Origin of the sequence: Lentzea rhizosphaerae (assembly GCF_042649515.1) — a bacterium.
Taxonomy (GTDB): Bacteria; Actinomycetota; Actinomycetes; order Mycobacteriales; family Pseudonocardiaceae; genus Lentzea; species Lentzea aerocolonigenes.
The window spans coordinates 60,027-78,795 of sequence record NZ_JBHRZI010000011.1 but is presented as its reverse complement, the minus strand read 5'-3'; the positions used below and the strand labels follow the sequence as shown (position 1 = coordinate 78,795).

Below are 18,769 nucleotides of genomic sequence, written 5' to 3'. Positions count from 1 at the left end.
GCATGCGGGGGAACCGGCGTCTACCCTCGGGGGCGATCAGTCACCGCGCGCACGGGCGCCGGTGTCGCGCCCGGACACTCGTTCCGGGTCGCAATCCTTTTGTGTTCCGGCTCTGTGCCGTGCGGGCGGGGCGGACGCAAAAGAGGCACCCGATCGCCGTGTGACCTGAGAAAAGTCCCGTGCTTGCCGGAAGCGGTGTGTGCTTCCGTCTGCATCGGACTGACCGTCGTTCCCCAGTTGAAGCGGGAAGACGGGTCCGCTGGGCCGCGTAGGAGGCGGGGCCTGGTCAGGAAGGACATGTGTGAGCAACACCGATTTGCTGAGCAGTGAAGTCGCAGCTGCTTCTGGTTCTGGAGCCGAGGAGACCGCTCTGTCCACCCCTTCGAACGGCACGACGCCGCGCCGCCGCGCGGGTCTGTCCGGCATGGTGCTCGCGGAGTTGCGTGAGCTCGCCGGCCAAATGGGCATCACCGGAACCGCAGGTCTGCGCAAGGGCGACCTGATCGCGGCCATCAAGGAGAAGCAGGGCGCAGGCGCCCCGGCGAAAGCCGAGAAGCCCGCGAAGGCTGCTGCGAAGGCCGAGGCTCCCGCCGAGAAGCCGGCCGCCAAGGTGGTCGAGAAGATCGTCGAAAAGGCCGCCGAAAAGCCTGTTCAGCAGCAGCTCGAGGTGACGGAGAAGCCTGCCGTCGCCGAGTCCGGCTCCTCTGCGGAGGACGGTGGGCGCCGGGGCAACCGCCGCCGCCGTTCCGGCCGTGGCGGTGGCAACGCCGAGGCGGGCGACGGCCAGCAGCAGGAGCAGCGCGCCGAGCGTCCCGACCGCGGCGAGCGTGCCGAGCGTCAGGACCGTGGCGACCGCGCCGAGCGTCAGGACCGCGGAGAGCGTTCCGACCGTTCCGAGCGTGGCGACCGCAACGAGCGTGGCGACCGTGGTGAGCGCGGCGACCGTGGTGAGCGGGGCGGCCGTGACCGCAACCGCGACCGTGGTGACCGCGGCGACCGCAACGACCGCCAGGGTGGAGGCCCGCAGGGCGACGACGACGGCGATGGCCGTCGTGGCCGCTTCCGCGACCGTCGCCGCCGCGGTGGTCGCGGCGAGGGCGGCGAGCGTGGCGACCGCGAGACCGAGGTGCGCGACGACGACGTCCTGCTCCCCGTCGCGGGCATCCTGGACGTGCTGGAGAACTACGCGTTCGTCCGCACGTCGGGCTACCTGGCCGGCTCGAACGACGTCTACGTCTCGCTGTCGCTGGTCCGCAAGTACGGCCTGCGCCGCGGTGACGCCATCACCGGCGCCGTCCGCCAGCCGCGCGAGGGCGAGCAGCAGCGCCAGAAGTTCAACCCGCTGGTCCGCGTCGACAAGATCAACGGCCTGGACCCGGAAGAGGCGCGCAACCGCCCGGACTTCACCAAGCTGACGCCGCTCTACCCGAACGAGCGCCTGCGCCTGGAGACCGAGCCGCACATCCTCACCACCCGCGTCATCGACCTGGTGATGCCGATCGGCAAGGGCCAGCGCGCCCTGATCGTGTCGCCGCCGAAGGCCGGCAAGACCTCGGTTCTGCAGTCGATCGCCAACGCGATCACGAAGAACAACCCCGAGTGCCACCTGATGGTCGTGCTCGTGGACGAGCGTCCTGAAGAGGTCACCGACATGCAGCGCTCGGTGAAGGGCGAGGTCATCGCCTCGACCTTCGACCGCCCGCCGTCGGACCACACGACCATCTCCGAGCTCGCGATCGAGCGGGCGAAGCGCCTGGTCGAGATGGGCCACGACGTGGTCGTGCTGCTGGACTCGATCACGCGTCTGGGCCGTGCGTACAACCTGGCGGCGCCGGCTTCCGGCCGCATCCTGTCCGGTGGTGTCGACTCCACCGCGCTGTACCCGCCGAAGCGGTTCCTCGGCGCTGCTCGGAACATCGAGGGTGGCGGGTCGTTGACCGTCATCGCCACCGCGCTGGTGGAGACCGGTTCTGCCGGTGACTCGGTGATCTTCGAGGAGTTCAAGGGCACGGGCAACGCCGAGCTGAAGCTCGACCGGAAGATCGCGGACAAGCGGACGTTCCCGGCTGTGGACGTGGACTCTTCCGGTACGCGCAAGGAAGAGCTGCTGCTGTCGCCGGATGAGATGGCGGTCACGCACAAGCTGCGTCGGGTGCTGCACGCGTTGGACGGGCAGCAGGCGATCGATCTGCTGTTGGATCGGCTGCGGAAGTCTCGTACCAACATCGAGTTCTTGATGCAGGTGGCGAAGACGACGCCGGGCGCCGAGCAGGACTGATCGCCCGCGTGAGTTTCACGTGAAAAGACCCCCGGTGCAGGTCACCGGGGGTCTTTCCGCATCTCGTCACCCGAATGCCGAGGCTGTTCGAGTGCACGCGGGGAGCTTTCGTTCGCTGTGAGCACACGCGGGGTCCCCGCGTGCCGTCCGGGGGAGCGGAGAGGGCTGGGTGGGGAGCGGGGTCAGCGGCAGCCTGAGGCCGATCTGCCCTCTTCGCTCTGCATCAGGCACTGGAACACCAGACCCAGCAGCACCGGCAGGCCCACCACCGCCGTGGCCAGGGCTGGGACCTCCACTGCTCCCACCAGCACTCCGAACGCCAGCACTGCGGCCAGGTACGGCCAGCGCAGCCAGGTTCGTTGCCACGGGCGCCTCCACCGGACGCCGCCTGAGACGGCTGCGGCCACTGCTACGCCCGCGCCTGACACCACCGGTGACAGAGGCACGGTGGTCCAGGATGCCGTGATCAGACCTGCTGAACCCATCAGGCCGAACACTGCGGCGGAGAACAGGAACGGCACGGCTAGCCAGAGGCGCTGGTGCATTGGCCGTTCGGCGGCGCAGAACACGGTGCACAGTCTGATGGACGGCCATCAACAACATGGAGCCGTATGTGGCCGAACGGGCTCACCTTGCGCCGAACGGCGTATCGGGGAGGTTAAGCGGTTGTGATATCAGCCACCCTCAAGGCCGTGTGGGTGGCCTGGGAACAACCGCGTTTTTGCACGTGTTGAAGGGTCTGGCAAACTAAACGGTCGAGTCCGGCTCCGGTTCACCCGCTCACAAACAGGGACCCGGCGGCCATCCTCTGAAAGGGACAAGATCTTGAAGACTGGAATCCACCCGGAGTACGTGACCACCGAGGTCACCTGCGGTTGCGGCAACACCTTCACCACCCGGAGCACCAAGACCTCCGGCTCCGTGCACGTCGAGGTCTGCTCGAACTGCCACCCGTTCTACACGGGCAAGCAGAAGATCCTGGACACCGGTGGCCGCGTCGCGCGCTTCGAGGCGCGTTACGGCAAGCGCAACAAGTAGCTGCGTTCACGGCGCCTGACCTCGGCAGAACTGCTGGGGTCAGGCGCCGTTGCCGTCTGCACGACCTTCAACCAGGGAGTCAACGAACGTGTCGCAGTCGCTGGACAGCCTGCTCGCCGAGTACGACGAGCTCGAGAAGAAGCTCGCCGATCCCAGCGTGCACGCTGACCAGGCAGGCGCGCGGAAGTTGGGCAAGCGGTACGCCCAGCTCGGGCCGATCGTGAAGACCGCCCGGGAGATCGAGCAGACCCGCAGCGACCTCGAGGCCGCCAAGGAGCTGGCCGGCGAGGACTCGGCGTTCGCCGACGAGGCGAAGCAGCTGGAGGAACAGCTTCCCAAGTTGGAGGAGAAGCTCACCGAGCTCCTGCTGCCGCGTGACCCGCACGACGGGGACGACGTGCTGCTGGAGATCAAGTCCGGTGAAGGGGGCGAGGAGTCCGCGCTGTTCGCCGGAGACCTGCTGCGCATGTACACGCGGTACGCCGAGCGTCAGGGCTGGAAGGTCGAGATGCTCGACGGGACCGACTCCGACCTCGGCGGGTTCAAGGACGTCACGGTCGCCATCAAGGCCAAGAGCGCAACGCCTGACGGGGTGTGGAGCCGGCTGAAGTGGGAGGGCGGCGTGCACCGGGTGCAGCGCGTGCCCGTCACGGAGTCGCAGGGGCGCATCCACACGTCTGCCGCCGGCGTGCTCGTCTTTCCCGAGACCGAGGAGGTCGCGGAGGTCGAGATCGACGAGAAGGACCTGCGCATCGACGTCTACCGGTCGTCGGGCAAGGGCGGTCAGTCGGTCAACACCACCGACTCCGCGGTGCGCATCACGCACCTGCCGACCGGCATCGTCGTGTCGTGTCAGAACGAGCGCAGCCAGCTGCAGAACAAGGCCCGCGCCATGCAGGTGCTGCAGAGCCGCCTTGCCGCGCTCGCCGAGGAGCAGAAGGCGCAGGAGGCGTCGGACGCCCGGCGCACCCAGATCCGCACCGTCGACCGCAGTGAGCGGGTGCGGACCTACAACTTCCCCGAATCGCGAATTTCTGATCACCGGGTTGGGTACAAAGCGCATAACCTGGACCAGGTGCTCGACGGTGACCTGGACGCGGTGGTGGACGCGCTGGCCGCCGCCGACCGGGCAGAACGGCTCGCAGGCGGGTAATCCGACGTGAGAGGGGCGCGTTGTGGCCGAGATCCTGGTGAATCCGCAGTCCGCGCCTCTCGACCAAGCGGTCGACGTTGTCGTCGTCGGCCTCAAACCCGGTCAGGCGATCTCGGTCCAGCTCTCCACGGGCGACCGGGCCTCCCACGCCGTCTTCACCGCTGACGATCGCGGTGTCGTCGATCTGACCAGGCACGCTCCCGTCGAGGGCAGCTACCACGGTGTTGATCCGATGGGGCTGTTCTGGTCGCTGGAACGCACGGGTGGCAAGCAGGCGCCGATGTGCCTGTCGGTGGAGGGCGTCGGTGACCGCGTCCTCGAACGGCTCACCGTGCCTGAGGGCGTCGAGCGGCTGGAGGTCCGGGAGAACGGGCTGGTCGGCACGCTGTTCGCCCCTGAGGACGACGGAGGCGTCCTGCCGGGCGTGATCGTGCTCGGCGGGTCGGAAGGCGGCATCCACGAGACTGACGCGGCTCTGCTGGCCGCGCACGGGTTCGTCACGCTCGCGCTCGGCTACTTCGGAATGAAGGGCCTGCCGGAGCACCTCGTGGACGTCCCGCTCGAGTACTTCGGCACCGCGATCGAGTACCTGTCCGAGCGTTGCGGCGAGATCGGCGTGGTCGGCGGTTCGCGCGGTGGTGAGCTGGCGTTGCTCGCCGGAGCGACGTTCCCTCAGGTCAGGGCTGTGGTCAGTGTGGTGGGCAGCGGCGTGGTGACCCAGGGCATCGGGCCGGGTGCGAACCTGCTGCAGAAGCTCTCGTACGAGGCGGCGTCCTGGACGTGGAAGGGCGAGCCGCTGCCGTACCTGCCCTACTACGTGAGCGACGAGCTGCGGGCGAAGATCGTGAACGACGAACCGGTGCCGTTGCGGCTCGCGTTCGACACGAGCGACGGCATCCCCGAGGACACCGAGATCCGCGTCGAGAACATCGTCGGCGGTGTGTTGCTCATCTCGTCCGGACACGACGACGGGTGGCCCTGCGTCGAGCTGAGCGAGGTCGCGATGCGGCGGCTGAAGGACCACGACCACCCGTTCCCGTACGAGCACGTCGTGTATCCCGAGGCAGGACACCTGATAGCGGGCCCGCCGCACCGTCCGGCGACCGACGTGACCTATCCGGGGCCCGGTGTCACCTTCTCGGGTGGTGGTGTTCCGCAGACCACAGCGCACGCGCGTGTGGACGCTTGGAAACGGACGGTTGAGTTCTTGCAGGAGCAGCTCGGGACCTAGGGTGTGTGCTTATGAGCGCACACTTTGATGTCGTCGTCGTGGGTGCGGGTCCCGGCGGGTACGTCGCCGCGATCCGGGCGGCTCAGCTGGGGCTGAAGACCGCCATCGTGGAGGAGAAGTACTGGGGCGGTGTCTGCCTGAACGTGGGCTGCATCCCGTCGAAGGCTCTCCTGCGCAACGCCGAGCTCGCGCACATCTTCACGCACGAGCAGAAGACGTTCGGCATCAAGGTCGACGGCACCGTCAGCTTCGACTACAGCGCCGCGTGGCAGCGCAGCCGCAAGGTCGCGGACGGCCGCGTCAAGGGCGTGCACTTCCTGATGAAGAAGAACGGCATCACCGAGTACAACGGGTGGGCCAACTTCACCGACGACCACACGCTGACCGTCGGGGACGAGACGATCACCTTCGGCCACGCGATCCTCGCCGTGGGCGCCACGACCCGGATGCTGCCGAACACGCAGAAGTCCGACCGCGTCGTGACCTACGAAGAGCAGATCATGACCGAGGACCTGCCCGAGTCGATCATCATCGCCGGCGCGGGCGCGATCGGCGTCGAGTTCGCCTACGTGATGCACAACTACGGCGTGAAGGTCACCATCGTCGAGTTCCTCGACCGGATGGTGCCGCTCGAGGACGCCGAGGTGTCCGCCGAGCTCCTCAAGCGCTACAAGAAGATGGGCGTCGACGTGCGCGTCGGCACCCGTGTCGAGTCGATCGACGAGTCGGGCCAGAAGGTCCGCGTCACGGTGTCGAAGAACGGTGCCCAGGAGGTCCTGGAAGCCGACAAGGTCATGCAGGCCATCGGTTTCGTGCCCCGCGTCGAGGGCTACGGCCTCGAGAACACCGGCGTGAAGCTGACCGACCGCGGCGCGATCGACATCGACGGCCGCGGCCGCACCTCCGTGCCGCACATCTTCGCCATCGGTGACGTCACCGCGAAGCTGATGCTCGCGCACACCGCCGAGTCCATGGGCATCATCGCCGCGGAGACCATCGCGGGCGCCGAGACCATGGAGCTCGACTACGTCATGATCCCGCGGGCCACGTTCTGCCAGCCGCAGATCGCCTCCTTCGGCTACACCGAGGAGCAGGCCCGCGAGAAGGGCTTCGACGTCCAGGTCGCGAAGTTCCCGTTCACCGCGAACGGCAAGGCGCACGGCCTCGCCGACGCCGGCGGCTTCGTGAAGCTGATCAGCGACGGCAAGCACGGCGAGCTGCTCGGCGGCCACATCATCGGCCCCGAGGCGACCGAGCTGCTGCCCGAGCTCACGCTGGCCCAGCAGTGGGACCTCACGGTGCACGAGGTCGCGCGCAACGTGCACGCGCACCCGACGCTGTCCGAGGCCGTCAAGGAAGCGGTGCACGGCCTGGCCGGGCACATGATCAACTTCTGAGATAGCTTTCTCTTCGATGATGAACCGGCAGCCGCTCCGCCTCGCGATCTCCGAGGCGGCCAAGATCCTCGCCGAGGCCGGCGTGGACAGCCCGCGCGTCGACGCGGAGTACCTGGCCGCGCACGTGCTCGGCGTGGAACGTGGGCGGCTGCCGCTCATCCCGCTGGTCGATCCGCCGGTGATCGACCAGCTGCACAAGCTCGTTCGTGCGCGGGCCTCGCGGATTCCGTTGCAGCACATCCTCGGCTGGGCGCCGATGGGCGCCATCTCGGTCGAGGTCGGGCCGGGTGTGTTCGTGCCGCGGCCGGAGACCGAGCTGCTGATGGAGTGGGGCCTGAAGGCGCTGGTCGGCGTTTCCTCGCCTGTCGTCGTGGATCTGTGCACGGGGACGGGCGCGCTGGCGTTGTCGATCGCTCACGCCCGCCCGGACGCCGTGGTGCACGCGGTGGAGATCGACCCGCAAGCGCTTGCGTGGACGCGTCGCAACGCGGACGCGCGTGCGGCGACGGGGGACACGCCGATCCGGTTGCACTCCGGCGACGCCACGGACCCGTCGCTGCTGTCCGATCTGGACGGTCTGGTCGACCTCGTGGTGTGCAACCCGCCCTACGTGCCAGAGGGAACTCCCGTGCAGCCCGAGGTGGGCGTGCACGACCCGCACCACGCGGTGTTCTCCGGCGCGGACGGCCTGGACGTGATCCGGCACGTCGTGTCGGCGGCCGCGCGGTGGCTCAAGCCGGGTGGGGCCGTCGGGATAGAGCACGACGACACCCAGGGCGAGTCCGTGCCGGCGTTGCTGGCCGCGCGCCGGGTGCTCACGGACGTCGCCGGCCACACCGATCTGGCGGGGCGGCCGCGGTTCGCGACCGCCCGCAAGGTCTCCTAGAAGAGCGCGTCGAAGGCCTTCGCCAGGTCCTTCATCTGTTCGCCAAGACCGCGGTCGGCCAGCTTGTCCATCAGGTGCGCCGTGACGTCCTTGCTGGGCTTGGGTTTGCGCGCCTCGACCCGCAGGTCGTCGACCGCCTCGATGGTGGACGTGGGCGCCTTGGCGTCGTTGAGGTCCTCGCGGAGCTCGTCGAGCAGCCTCAGCACGGCGCTGACGTCCTTGATGTGTCCGATGTGGACGTCTCCGGCCCTGGCTCGTCCGCTGGTGCCGATGTTGCTGCCGACCACCGGCCCGTGGATCTCGAAGTTTCGTTCATTCATCGCTTCCGGCCTTTGCCCGTGCTGACATTGCCCGTGCGCGCCCGGCCCGTCGTGGCGATGTTGCTCGCGATCACGGGGCCGGTGATGTGCACGTTGTTGTTCGTGATCTGCATGGCCTGTTCCATGAACTCGGTGACCGAGATTCCCTTGCTCTGCAGGAACTCGCCGATCGTGCGCAACAACCGTGCCTCCAGCACCTTGATGTAGCGCTCGACGTCCGTGAGCTGGAAGTAGTTGTCGACCGACTGTTCGGAGGCGAGCTCGCGGATGCTGACGCGCGCGCCGTACTTGTCCGACACGAACGTGCCGGGCGGCTGGTCGATCGGCGACATCCACATGACCGCGTTCGAGAACCGCTTCGGCAGGGTCGCCGGAAACCTGAGCATATCCACGAGCGCCTCGCCGAGCGGTCGGAGCGAGTACGGCGACCACTTGTCGATCTCGCGGTACTTCGCCTCGATCGGGGTCAGCACGCACGGCGTCCACTCGACGTAGAGCATCTCGTCGTCGAGGCCGAGCGTGAGGTACGCCGACACCACCACGTCGCGGTCCCACGTCTCGACCTGGAAGGAACGGAAGTAGCGCATCCACTCCTTGGGCTTGTTGACGAGATCATCCACAACGGACCCGTCGACCACCCGCACCGGAGCCTTGTCCTTGTCCGGCAGGATGATCTGCGTCTCCGGGTCGCCGAGGTGGTCGATCAGCTCGACCGCGGACGCGACGACGCGGTCGCCGAAGGTGAGGTCGCGCAACCGGTGGCCTGGCGACAGCGATGGCGACCTGCCCGTCGTCACCAGGTCGTTCGTGACGTGGTCGTAGAGCTCTGTCAGCGTGAACCCCAGTCTGGGCTTGGCTTCCTCGTTCTCGGCGGGCTTCAGCGGCAGCGCCATCGACCAGGGTTCGAACATCGTGCCCGAGCCCACGAACGGCTCGTAGCCGCGGTAGACGACGACCTGTGCCTGACCGGGGTCATCAGGAGTGTGCTCGTCCTCCTCGTCCGGGTAGCGCTGCAGCGCGTTGGCGTAGATTCCGTGCCCGAGCTGCCGCACCTTCCACTCGTTCTGCCACAGCTCCTGACCCGGCCTGGTGCGGAACCTGTTGCGGCGGAAGCTCTTGGTGAGCAGGAGCCACACGACCACGCGGTCGGCCAGCAACACGCCGAAGATGAGAGCGAGGGTGATGATCGCGATGACGGTCTCGGCGTCGCTGGAGCTGCTGTACCGCGTTCCGTACCCGTTGTAGTAGTCGCGTTCGAAGGACGATCCCGCCTTGAGCAACACGATGCCCAGCGCGATCGAACCGCCGATGGCGCCGACGATGAGGGGCCCCCGCCCGGTGGGCGTCGACAGCTGCCGCACCAGTGGCCGGATGGTGAAGCCGGCGGAGGCGAACGCCAGCGGCACGGCGACGATCAGCCAGGGCATGAGTGCGGTCGCGGTCGCGGTGAGCAGCAGCACGAGCGTCAGCACCAGCAGTGCGCTGTCGCGCATCTTGCGCCGCATGCGCCCGGCCACGGCCTCGCGCAGCACCGCGCCCGTGTTGACGCCGGGTGAGCGCGGAATCAACCGTGTCTTCTCCACCAGGTACTCGCGAATGGCCGCGTCCGCGAAGTGCTCGTCGCGGTGCGCGGCCCCACAGAGGAAGCGGGTCGTGTCGTCGCGCAACTTCGGTGAACCGGTGTTCGCTGTCGTCGCCGGAGATGACATTGTTGTGTCCACTTTCTGTCATGGTTTCGCGTGGGTTGTCATCAAATTGAGCAACTTTTCTGCCGTTGCTCGTCCGGACAGCGGTGAGACAACGAACAGGACATATTCGATACCGCCTGCCTCCCACCAGGCTCCGGTGCAGAACTGAGCCACTCCGTTCGATGTCGTGGTGTAGCTCCACTCTGCGGCGGGATAACCGTGGAACCGCGTGTCGCGCAACGTTTCCATCGAGTAGGAGTTCTTGCCCAGCTTCGCCTGGTGAGCCGTGGAGATGCGTTCGAACAGGGTTTTCGCGGGGTCTTCCGGCGGTGCGCCGCCGAGGCGCACCTCGTAACCGGGCATGGTGTCGCTGCGTGCGACCGACACTGTCGACACGTCGCCCTGCCGGACCGCCCATCCCTTGGGCACGGCTGTGACCAGCTCATATGCGCCGCTCACCAGGTCGTAGCTCGTATCGGCGGTGGTCGTCGTGGTTCTCCGTGCAGGCCTTGTGGTCGTGGTCGTCGTCCTGGTGGTCGTGGCGGTGTAGTCGTAGGTCGTCGCGTCCAGTGCGTGCGGCTCGGGTTTCCGTTCCGTCATCAGCGCGATACCTGTCAGTGTCGAAACAACCAAGTATGCCGACGCGAGAGCAAGTGCGAGCGAACGTGAGCTGAGCTTTTCCATGGGGCATCCTCCGCGTTCTGGCACAATAGCTTTCGATGGCCGATTCCTGGCGAAGTTCGGGTGATCTGGTGAATGTCAATGCGCCGAATGAGTGTCAAGAACTGCTTGCTGGAGAGATTGAGCGCGTGCTCAGGTCCGACGACCCGCGTGGTCGCCCTCACGAACTGCTGGCTGTCATTTCGGTGACCGGCGTCTCCGACGAGCACATCGAGGAACTGGCCGGCCTGCCGGGCGCTGCGGCTCACCTGGCCGTGGCGCTCGCCCTCCGGTCGGTCTCGTTGCGCGCCGTGACCCACGAGGGCGAGTTGGTGATGGTCGAACGGGCTCAGGTGGACGGGTGTGACCGCATCGCCACCCGCATGCTCGAACTGGGAGTGACGGGCGAGCTCGCGACGTTCGCCGCGGACCTGCGTCGCGAGGTCGAGGCGAGCCGCGAGTGGACGTGGGGCTACCGCGGGATGCCCGCGCTCGTCCTGCTGATCGGCCTCAGTGGACTGCTCGTCGTGCTTGGCGGCGCCAACTCGTCCGTGCTCGTGCTGGCTGCCGGTGGGGTGCTGGGCGCGGCCTTGCTCTACGCATTCGTTGTCCGTCAACGCAAACAGCGTTGGGAGTGGTTGTCCGACGAGGTCACCCCACTGCTGTCGAGGGTGGGTAAATGACCTCCTCGGACGCGCCGCCGATCCGTTGTTTCCTGAGTTACGCGCGCAAGGACGACGTCGTGATGGACTTCGTCGACCCGTTCATCCAGTCCTTGCGTCAGTACGCCTACGCCGACCGAGGTCGCGAGCTGGAGATCTTCCTGGACCGCACCTCGATCGGCTGGGGCGACCTCGCGCAGCCGGTCATCAGGTCGGCAGTCCGCAGCGCCACCGTCTTCATCCCGGTGGTGACCCGCCGCTACTTCGATCGCCCGTACTGCCGCGAGGAACTCTTCATCTTCTACAACCAGGCTGTCGTCGACGACGCGCGCTCACTGCTGCTGCCCGTCGTGCTGCTCGGTGACAACCACCTGACCGAGGACAACCCGGACCTGGCAGTGCAGATCATCGTGGAACGCCAGCACCGGGTGCTGAGGGAGGCGTGGCTCGAGGGCGCTTCGTCACCCGCGTGGCGGCGCACCGTGCTGGCGTTGGCGGGCGAACTGGTCGATCGGGTGGAGGAGGCCGAGCGCTCGCTGGTCTCCGCACCGCCGGCCGCCGACGTGGACGTGTCCGCTGAGCGGGCGAGGTTCTGCCAAGACATCGCCGACGTGTCCGATGCGACGGCGTCGGTGACGACCGAGTTCACGGCACTCGTCGAAGTGGGCGCTGACGCCCGCCGATACCTGCCGGGTGCGGCGCGGCTGCGGGACGCCGGGCGGCGGTTCGAGCGGCGGGCCTTCGAGGTGGATCGGCTGATCCGGGCGGCGGGCAACGCGCCGGGCCCGTTCGTGGAGCTGGACGACGGCTTCGTGGAGGGCGTCGAGGCGCTGCTGGTGAGCACTCGCCGGATGGAGGCGGCCGACGTGTCGATGAGGCGGGCGATGGTGCCGTTCAGGGAGGGGCTCACCGCGCTGCGGAGCGGGCTGCGGCTCGTGGAGTCGTGGGAGGAGTTGACAATTCCTGGCCAATAAGAAGACGTTTGGACCCATTCGGGCCAAACAGTCGTATGTTCTCTGGTCGGGGAGGGCACGCGGTCACGCGCTGGAGGAACCGCCGCCTCGCGCGTGACCGCGTGTGCGCCTATTCGGGCTCGCGGACCGGGAGCCAGGCGACGAGGAAGATGAACACGCCGTTCATCAGCAGCGCCAGCAGGAGCAGCAGGTTGTGCCCCAGGCCGACCTCGCGCGGTTCGAGGTCGGGGACGACACCGGTCCTGTCGACGACGACGTCCATCTCGGTGCCCGGCTGTGGGGCTGACTTGTACGAGTCCGCGATGTGCACGCGCTGCTGGTCGCCACATTGCAACTTGCTGTGGTACTTGGAGGGACTGGTTCGGCTGGGAACTGTGTCGACGCTGATGACCTTGCAGTGCACCGTCTCGCCGAACACCGAGAGCCACACGGAGTGGCTGCCGACGTGCGCCGCGAAGAAGGTGGCGAAGCCGACCACCATCGCTGTGATCCCGGCCCACTTCGACGGCTTCGGTCGATAGTTGCCCAGGGCGATGACGTAGAAGACCCAGACGATCGTGGTCGCGAACGCCACAGCGATGAACGCCTTGCCGACCGCCATGATGAGAAAGCCTGCCGCCACGATCGCGACAGCGAAGAGGCTCGACCAAAGCAGCTTCTTCGGTTGGAAGGGCGGTCTGGTTCCGGTCATTCGTCCAAAGATCCGTGCCATCGAGGGAAGTCGTCGCTCCGACCTTCTTGATCTTCGTCGGTCACTGGAGGAAGTCACGCCGCAGGTCGGGCCTGTCCGGCCGTTTCTTCGGCTTCTTCGCGGGCCACCAGAGCACCAGGGCTGCGAATCCCAGTCCTGCCAGGCCTGCGACGCCGACGAATGCGCTGGTCAGTGGCTTGATCGTGCCGGGTTCGGCATAGCCGGCGAATCCCGTGCGGTCGATGACGAGGTCGATCCGCTCACCGACAGGCTTGCTCGTGTAACCAGGGCTCGGGCGGTAGCTGAGCTGCAGTGAGCCGCAGTTCAGTTCGTTGCTGTAGTAGCTCGGCGCGCGGCGAGAAGTGTGCTCGGAGCGTCCGACAACCACGCAGCCATCTGCAGGCTCTCCATAACCCGAGAGCCACAGTGACTTCATGCCCAGTGAGGACACGAACGCGATCGCAACGACAGCGAGCAGTGCCCACGCGGAGGTCTTGCTCCAGGGACGCAGGCGTGACGTCGCGAACCACGCGGTGGCTCCAGCGGCCAGGGCGACGGCAATGGCGAGAAGCGACCTCAGATCACCCTTCATCGTCAGGAGCGGCGCTGCGATCGCACAGCCGACTGCCGCCGTCAAGACCGCCGCCCAAAGGATCCTGCGGGCGCGACGTGGCTGATCATCCGATGAAGTCACAGGTCGAGGTGCCCCTGTTGCCGCTTGAACGCCTTCTTCTGCTCGTCCGGGATGCCTTGCTCCTGCAACTCGTCCTGCTTGGTGGTTTCGCGGATGACATCCGCGCCCAATTTGATCTGGTAGCCACCGTCCATCACATTGGGTACCGAGTGCGGTGTCACTGACCCGTCGGCCTTGGTGACCGGCTTGAACGGCGTGTACGCGTCGACGGCGTCCTGCTGCCAGGGCTTGGACGGAACCCTCCGGCTGTACGGTTCTTCGTACTTGTCCTTCCAGGTGTTGCCCGCGTCCGCGTAACCGTCCTTGAACTCGCGTCCGCCCTGCTTGAGCTTGTCGAACCCCTCGCCTGCGGTCGGCCTTGAGTTTCCCCAGTCCTCCAGCCGTCTTCCCGCGTCACCGAGCGCGTCTGCCTTCGGGGTGGCTGGTGCGTGCGGAGCACTCGGGACGTCGACTTCTCGTCCACCCCTGCCGAAACGTGCAAGCCGCGAGAGCACATCGCCCAGCTTCGCGAAGAGGGTCTTGAGCCTGCCGGCGATCCTCGTGATGACCTTCACCAGCTTGGCGATCTGCTGAGTGATCTTGCCGAGCACTGCCGCGCCACGCCCGACCGCCCAGGCGGAGAACGCCGCGATGGAGCTGCCCAACGACACATAGGACGAGGCGAGGGCGATGATCGCGTTGCGGATGACCTCGTAGATGAACATGGCGACGAGGTCCCGGAGCATGCCCCGTACCGCGGCAGTGATCGTGCCTGCCGTGGCCACCTGCTCGCCGACCGCGGCACACGACTTGCTGACCGCCGTCATCTCGGCAGCGAGCTGGTTCTGGCTGGATCGGAAGCGTTCAGCCGCCGCCTCCTGCCACGACCCGACCTGGCTCTGCACGGCCTTGTTCTGTTCGTCCGCGATCTGCGCGATCGCGAGCGACACCTGGTTCCACGTGGCGACTGCGGCCTTGATCTTGTCGCCGTTGCCCGCGAGCCAGTCGAGCGGTTCACGCAGGAAGCTGAGGTGCTCGATGAGCCAGCCGATCCCTGCCGTTGCCAGCGCTCCGACGGGGTCCATGAACACACCGAGTGCGTCGAGGCCGAGCGCGGCGGCATTGAGCCCCAGCTCAGCCGCGTCACCTTCGCCGAGCCGTCCCATCGAGTCGACGGTCTGAGGCAGGGATTCGAAGAGTCCGGCACCGGCGAAGTTGTCGGGGTCGGCCCAGTCCTTGCCGCCCTTCAACGAGGTGAAGGTCATCAGGAGCCCTCGAACCGTTGGCGGTTGGCGTCCTCGTTCAGTTCATAGAACGAGGCAGTGGTCTTGGTGTCCTCCGCGGCCTCGCCGACCGCCTTGGAGAGCTCGCGGATCGCCTCGACGGTCTTGTGCGCCGAATCCTCGGCGTCGAAGGCGAAGAACTGCAGCAGCACGCCGAACGTGTCGCCGCCGAGGTTCACTCCGGCAGCCTTGTCTGCGGCCATCTCCAACACCTGCTGGCGGCGGAACTGGTCCTTTGCGAACGAGTGGAGCTCACTCGGATTGACGCTGAAGCCGGTCACCTCAGCACGCTCCCGAAGCCGTCGTCATCGTCCTCCGCCGGCCGCTGCGGCCGTGGCGCGGGCTTCTGCGCCGGTCCGTTCCACGAGACCTCGCGCATGACCTGGCCTTCGTCCTGCGGCGGCGGAGGTTCCTCTTCCTCCTGTTGCGGGATGAAGCTGCGCAGGAAGTCCATCGCCTCGGTGCCGCCGAACTCGGGCTCCACAATGGACGCAACTTGTTCGGCGGACTGGATCTGGGCTTTTTGCACCGTCTGCATGACGAGCTGGCTCAGCTGGACGTGGGTCAGGCGCATGGCGGCCGGCGAGAACTCGATGTGCTGCAACGCGCCGTTCGGTGCCACGCGCACGGTCACCGCCTCGTTGGGGGAGGTGAGGTGCTGCTGGCGTTCTGGATCTGCTCCTGCATCTGCTGGGAGCGTTGCTGGAGTTGCTGCGCCCTGGACTCGAGGTCCGCGATCATCTGTTCCGAGTTCATCGTTCGCTCGTCATCGCCAGCACCTGCCCGAGGTGTCGTGCCAGGCCCACGTTGTCGGCCGGGCTGATGGTGAACCAGCCCTTGCGGGTCTCGACGTTGCAGTAGCGGCCCTGGTTGGTGTCGACCCAGGTCACGGGTGGGAAGTCACGCCTGGTGCGGCCCTGCGCCAGCTGGACGAGGAAGTGGCCGTTGCCGGTGGCGGGGCCGGTCAGCATCTGCTTGGCGAGACGCACGTCGTCGTTCTCTGCGCTGCGGACCGCCTGCCGAAAGCCCTCTTGTTGCGGTTGAGGGCTTTCGAACGCCTGGGCGGGCACGGTCACGGGTTTACCCGGTCCCGGTCTGCCCGGCGGCATCGCGTTGGCGAGCCTGGTGGCGATCTCGTTGGGCTGCACCAGGTTCAGCGTGATGCTGGTGTCGTCCTGCGTGACCAGCACGGCATAACGGCCCCGCGCCACCACGCTGGCTCGCACGAGCGTCTCCTGCCTCATGTCGGGCATGCACAGGGCGATGACGCGGAGTTCGGGACGCGCCAACAGGTTCAGCGCGTCCTCGAGGTCCGGCTCGGGCCTGCCGCGGCGGGCGAGGCCCCTGCGTTCGAGGTCGGCGTGCACGGCGGACCTGACGCGGGCGCGCTCGTCCAGCGTCTCGCCGTGCTGGCTGACGTCGAAGGGGTAGGGAACGCTCCCCGCCCGCAGATCCTCCCAGAGGACCTCGAACGCGGGCAGGGAGAGCTGCGCGATCTGCCTCATCCGCCGATCACCGGCGGCGCGACCATGCGATCGTCGTCGAAGAACTCGTCGGTCGGGATGAGGTAGTTCGACTTGTGTTCCTTGTCCTCTTCACCCTGACCGCCCTGGCCGGCACCGGCGCCACCCGCACCGGCCGCGCCCGCGGCACCTCCACGACCCGCCGCACCAGCGCCCGCACCTGCACCGCCTGGCCCGCTGCCGGGACCCGCGATGCCCGCGCTGCCACCGGGGGTGGCGGGGCCGAAGCTGCCCATGCCGCGTCCGGAAGCCATGCCACCCATACCGCCTGGGCCGCGACCGCCCGCACCGCCTCCGGGTCCGCCCGGTCCACCGGGACGCATGCCTTGGCCGCCACCGGGTGGCCTGCCCTGGCCCGTGCCACCGCCGGGAGGGCGCATGCCTGGGGGCAGCGCGCCGGGAGGTCCGTAAGGCGGACGGTTGCCGCCGGGCGGGTTGTTCTGGTTGTTCGGGTTGCCCGGCAGGTTGGGGTCCTTGACCTGGGGAGCGACCCAGGACGGGTTCGTCGTGCCGTTGCCCGTGTTCGAAGGCGTCGACGGCATGCCGGTGTTGCTGAACCGCTGGTTCGAGTTGACGCTGCTGAGGCTCTGCGAGTGCGTGGTGCTGCTGGGCTGCGTGGTGCCCTGGTCGTGGGTGACCTGCGGCGTGGTCTCCATGGTGGGCATGGACATCGCCGCGGCCAGCATCGTGCTGTCACGTGTCTGCATGACCTGAACAGCTTCGGCCTTGGCCTCCTGCTGCTCGTTGTGCTTCGACATCATCTCGATCGGCCCGCCGATCATGGCGACGGGACTGATCATGCTGGCAACGCCCCACTTGCCCATGATCTTGGACGGACTGAACTCGACCGGGGTCGGCATCGTCCTGTTCGCCTGGATGGCCGCGTCCCGCTGGTCGGCGATGGCGACGGCCGTCGTCTGGAACGCGGTACCCGTGTCGTCGGCGAACTTCCCCACCTTGGTCAGCGCCTGCCGGACCCCGTCGGCGGCGGCACCCTGCCAGCCGCCCTGAGAACTGTTGACCAGCTGGTTGAACTCACCCGCCAGCTGGCTGAACGTCTTGCCGATCTTCTGCCAGGCAAGAGCCACGGTGGTGGCGGCGTTCGGGTCGTAGTTCTGGGTGACCAGCTGCTGCATGTGTTCGTGCTGCTGGCCTGGGTAGTTCTCGTTCGACGGTTGGACGGCGGGTTTGACGGGCGCCATGAGTTTCCCCCCTCGGGCGTCGTGGTTACGGCAGCTTCGCTGCGATCAAGTCGGCGGCCTTGGTGGCGCGCTCGCAGGACGCGGCAGTGTCGGTGGAGGTCGCGCTAAGGGTCGAGATGACCGAGACCGCCGAGCTTTCGGTGACGGAGATGAGGACAGCGCAGGCCGTCTTGTCACCGTTCTGCGCCTCGACCTTGGTTGCGGTGAACTTGCCGACCTTGATCTCGGACAGCCGTTCGCCCTTCGCATCGAGTTCCTTGACACCCGAATTGGCGAAAACGCCTGCCCGCAGGCCACCGTTGCCGGAGATCTTCCAGTAACAGGTGTCCGCAGTGCCCAGGTCCGACTGATCACCGGGATACGTCAGACCGAGCCCGGTCACGTCAGCCTCGGTGAGCAGGTCGCAGGACTTGACCGTGGCCAGGCCGGAGCTGCTGCCGGAGGAACTGGTGGGTGTGCTGTCGGTGGGACCGGGCTTCGCTTCACCGGAGGTGCCGGTGCAGCCGGCGCTCAGTGCAGCGAGGCCGACGACAGCGGTGATGAGAATGCGCTTCATGACTTCCCGTCGAGTTTCTTGAGCGAGTCGGCGTGCGCCTGATCCACGTTCTGGTAGCTGGCGCGGCTCTTCTCGAGCTGCGTCCTGAGCGACGCGATCTCGCGCTCGATGTCCGCCAGCTGCTTGGTCGCGGCCTCACCGAACTTCGTGTTGTTCTTGCTGATTTCCGCGGCATATCCGCTGCCGAGCTTGGTGTCGATGCTCAGGTGGTGCGAGCCGGACCGGACGTCCGCCAGCAGGTCCTCCATCTGCAGCAGCTTCTTGATCATGCTGTCGACCAGCTGCGGGTCCACCTTCAGCGACTTGGAGTCGACAGCCGTCGCCACGATCTTGCTGGCGGCGGACACGTCGGCCGCACCGGCACCGAGCACCCCTTGCCAGGACGTCGGCTGCGTGAAAGACCTTCCTCGTTTGAAGAACGCCTGTTGGTCTTCGGACACAGGAGCTCGACCCTCCCCGATTGCGCTCTGTGGTCGGCTCATGACCTTACAGTTGTGCGCCCATTTGGGGGATGAGTTGAACTACTCAAACCTGTTCGGACCAAAACTTCCCCT

Annotated in this window: 22 protein-coding genes; 8 read left to right on the top strand and 14 right to left on the bottom strand. The window is 67.2% G+C overall.

All coding sequences use genetic code 11. From position 1 onward, the window contains the following. The first annotated feature begins 301 nt into the window (after positions 1–301). Positions 302–2,278 (top strand): transcription termination factor Rho, encoded by a 1,977-nt coding sequence (gene rho / locus ACFOWZ_RS07785; protein WP_382370626.1) that lies wholly within the window; start codon positions 302–304, stop codon positions 2,276–2,278. A gap of 182 nt (positions 2,279–2,460) precedes the next feature. On the opposite strand, the gene ACFOWZ_RS07780 is transcribed toward rho, so the two are convergent. Continuing rightward, positions 2,461–2,724, bottom strand: coding sequence for a hypothetical protein (locus ACFOWZ_RS07780; protein ID WP_382370624.1), 264 nt, complete (start codon positions 2,722–2,724; stop codon positions 2,461–2,463). 379 nt (positions 2,725–3,103) lie between these two features. Here ACFOWZ_RS07780 and rpmE point away from each other — a divergent pair, with 379 nt between their 5' ends. The 5 genes from rpmE (at position 3,104) to prmC (ending at position 7,983) form a co-directional block, all read left to right on the top strand. Further along, the gene (gene rpmE, locus ACFOWZ_RS07775; RefSeq protein WP_030472471.1) at positions 3,104–3,316 is read left to right on the top strand and encodes a 50S ribosomal protein L31; all 213 of its coding nucleotides are present in this window, start codon (positions 3,104–3,106) and stop codon (positions 3,314–3,316) included. An 88-nt stretch (positions 3,317–3,404) separates the two neighbouring features. Beyond that, positions 3,405–4,469, top strand: coding sequence for a peptide chain release factor 1 (gene prfA / locus ACFOWZ_RS07770; protein ID WP_382370621.1), 1,065 nt, complete (start codon positions 3,405–3,407; stop codon positions 4,467–4,469). 22 nt (positions 4,470–4,491) lie between these two features. After that, positions 4,492–5,700, top strand: coding sequence for an acyl-CoA thioester hydrolase/BAAT C-terminal domain-containing protein (locus tag ACFOWZ_RS07765; protein WP_382370619.1), 1,209 nt, complete (start codon positions 4,492–4,494; stop codon positions 5,698–5,700). 11 nt (positions 5,701–5,711) lie between these two features. Further along, complete coding sequence (gene lpdA / locus ACFOWZ_RS07760) at positions 5,712–7,097, top strand: dihydrolipoyl dehydrogenase (RefSeq protein WP_382370617.1); 1,386 nt, start codon at positions 5,712–5,714, stop codon at positions 7,095–7,097. 19 nt (positions 7,098–7,116) lie between these two features. Further along, positions 7,117–7,983, top strand: a complete 867-nt coding sequence (gene prmC, locus ACFOWZ_RS07755) for a peptide chain release factor N(5)-glutamine methyltransferase (protein ID WP_382372601.1) — start codon at positions 7,117–7,119, stop codon at positions 7,981–7,983. Here the strand turns inward: prmC and ACFOWZ_RS07750 are convergent. From ACFOWZ_RS07750 to ACFOWZ_RS07740, 3 genes are read right to left on the bottom strand one after another with little or no spacing between them, the layout of a single operon-like run. Continuing rightward, positions 7,980–8,303, bottom strand: coding sequence for a hypothetical protein (locus ACFOWZ_RS07750; RefSeq protein ID WP_382370615.1), 324 nt, complete (start codon positions 8,301–8,303; stop codon positions 7,980–7,982). The two genes, prmC and ACFOWZ_RS07750, sit on opposite strands and share 4 nt — an antisense overlap. Continuing rightward, positions 8,300–10,012: a hypothetical protein gene (locus tag ACFOWZ_RS07745; protein ID WP_382370614.1), complete on the bottom strand. Its 1,713-nt coding sequence runs from the start codon at positions 10,010–10,012 to the stop codon at positions 8,300–8,302. The genes ACFOWZ_RS07750 and ACFOWZ_RS07745 overlap by 4 nt, the downstream gene beginning before the upstream one ends. Before the next feature lie 18 nt (positions 10,013–10,030). Further along, positions 10,031–10,675, bottom strand: a complete 645-nt coding sequence (locus ACFOWZ_RS07740) for a hypothetical protein (protein WP_382370612.1) — start codon at positions 10,673–10,675, stop codon at positions 10,031–10,033. 35 nt (positions 10,676–10,710) lie between these two features. On the opposite strand from ACFOWZ_RS07740, the gene ACFOWZ_RS07735 reads away from it, so the two are divergent. Continuing rightward, positions 10,711–11,334 carry a hypothetical protein gene (locus tag ACFOWZ_RS07735; RefSeq protein WP_382370610.1) on the top strand — a complete coding sequence of 208 codons (624 nt, stop codon included), beginning with the start codon at positions 10,711–10,713 and terminating at the stop codon, positions 11,332–11,334. After that, on the top strand, positions 11,331–12,287 hold the full coding sequence (locus ACFOWZ_RS07730) for a TIR domain-containing protein (protein ID WP_382370608.1): 957 nt from the start codon (positions 11,331–11,333) through the stop codon (positions 12,285–12,287). The genes ACFOWZ_RS07735 and ACFOWZ_RS07730 overlap by 4 nt, the downstream gene beginning before the upstream one ends. A 109-nt stretch (positions 12,288–12,396) precedes the next feature. On the opposite strand, the gene ACFOWZ_RS07725 is transcribed toward ACFOWZ_RS07730, so the two are convergent. The 10 genes from ACFOWZ_RS07725 to ACFOWZ_RS07680 all read right to left on the bottom strand — a co-directional run bounded on the left by ACFOWZ_RS07725 (position 12,397) and on the right by ACFOWZ_RS07680 (position 18,655). After that, entirely contained in the window at positions 12,397–12,978 is a 582-nt protein-coding gene (locus tag ACFOWZ_RS07725) for a hypothetical protein (protein WP_382370606.1), read from the bottom strand. Positions 12,979–13,039: 61 nt separating this feature from the next. Next, positions 13,040–13,570 carry a hypothetical protein gene (locus ACFOWZ_RS07720; protein ID WP_382370604.1) on the bottom strand — a complete coding sequence of 177 codons (531 nt, stop codon included), beginning with the start codon at positions 13,568–13,570 and terminating at the stop codon, positions 13,040–13,042. 98 nt (positions 13,571–13,668) lie between these two features. Continuing rightward, positions 13,669–14,916 (bottom strand): WXG100 family type VII secretion target, encoded by a 1,248-nt coding sequence (locus tag ACFOWZ_RS07715; RefSeq protein WP_382370602.1) that lies wholly within the window; start codon positions 14,914–14,916, stop codon positions 13,669–13,671. Next, on the bottom strand, positions 14,916–15,137 hold the full coding sequence (locus tag ACFOWZ_RS07710) for a hypothetical protein (protein ID WP_382370600.1): 222 nt from the start codon (positions 15,135–15,137) through the stop codon (positions 14,916–14,918). The genes ACFOWZ_RS07715 and ACFOWZ_RS07710 overlap by 1 nt, the downstream gene beginning before the upstream one ends. Positions 15,138–15,211: 74 nt before the next feature. After that, positions 15,212–15,562: a hypothetical protein gene (locus ACFOWZ_RS07705; protein ID WP_382370598.1), complete on the bottom strand. Its 351-nt coding sequence runs from the start codon at positions 15,560–15,562 to the stop codon at positions 15,212–15,214. A 2-nt stretch (positions 15,563–15,564) separates the two neighbouring features. After that, complete coding sequence (locus ACFOWZ_RS07700; RefSeq protein ID WP_382370596.1) at positions 15,565–15,690, bottom strand: hypothetical protein; 126 nt, start codon at positions 15,688–15,690, stop codon at positions 15,565–15,567. Further along, positions 15,687–16,439: an ESX secretion-associated protein EspG gene (locus tag ACFOWZ_RS07695; protein WP_382370594.1), complete on the bottom strand. Its 753-nt coding sequence runs from the start codon at positions 16,437–16,439 to the stop codon at positions 15,687–15,689. The genes ACFOWZ_RS07700 and ACFOWZ_RS07695 overlap by 4 nt, the downstream gene beginning before the upstream one ends. After that, positions 16,436–17,659: a WXG100 family type VII secretion target gene (locus ACFOWZ_RS07690; protein WP_382370592.1), complete on the bottom strand. Its 1,224-nt coding sequence runs from the start codon at positions 17,657–17,659 to the stop codon at positions 16,436–16,438. Before ACFOWZ_RS07690 ends, ACFOWZ_RS07695 begins: the two co-directional genes overlap by 4 nt. 25 nt (positions 17,660–17,684) lie before the next feature. After that, positions 17,685–18,215, bottom strand: a complete 531-nt coding sequence (locus ACFOWZ_RS07685) for a DUF3558 family protein (protein WP_382370590.1) — start codon at positions 18,213–18,215, stop codon at positions 17,685–17,687. After that, positions 18,212–18,655: a hypothetical protein gene (locus ACFOWZ_RS07680; protein ID WP_382370588.1), complete on the bottom strand. Its 444-nt coding sequence runs from the start codon at positions 18,653–18,655 to the stop codon at positions 18,212–18,214. Before ACFOWZ_RS07680 ends, ACFOWZ_RS07685 begins: the two co-directional genes overlap by 4 nt. Positions 18,656–18,769: the final 114 nt, after the last annotated feature.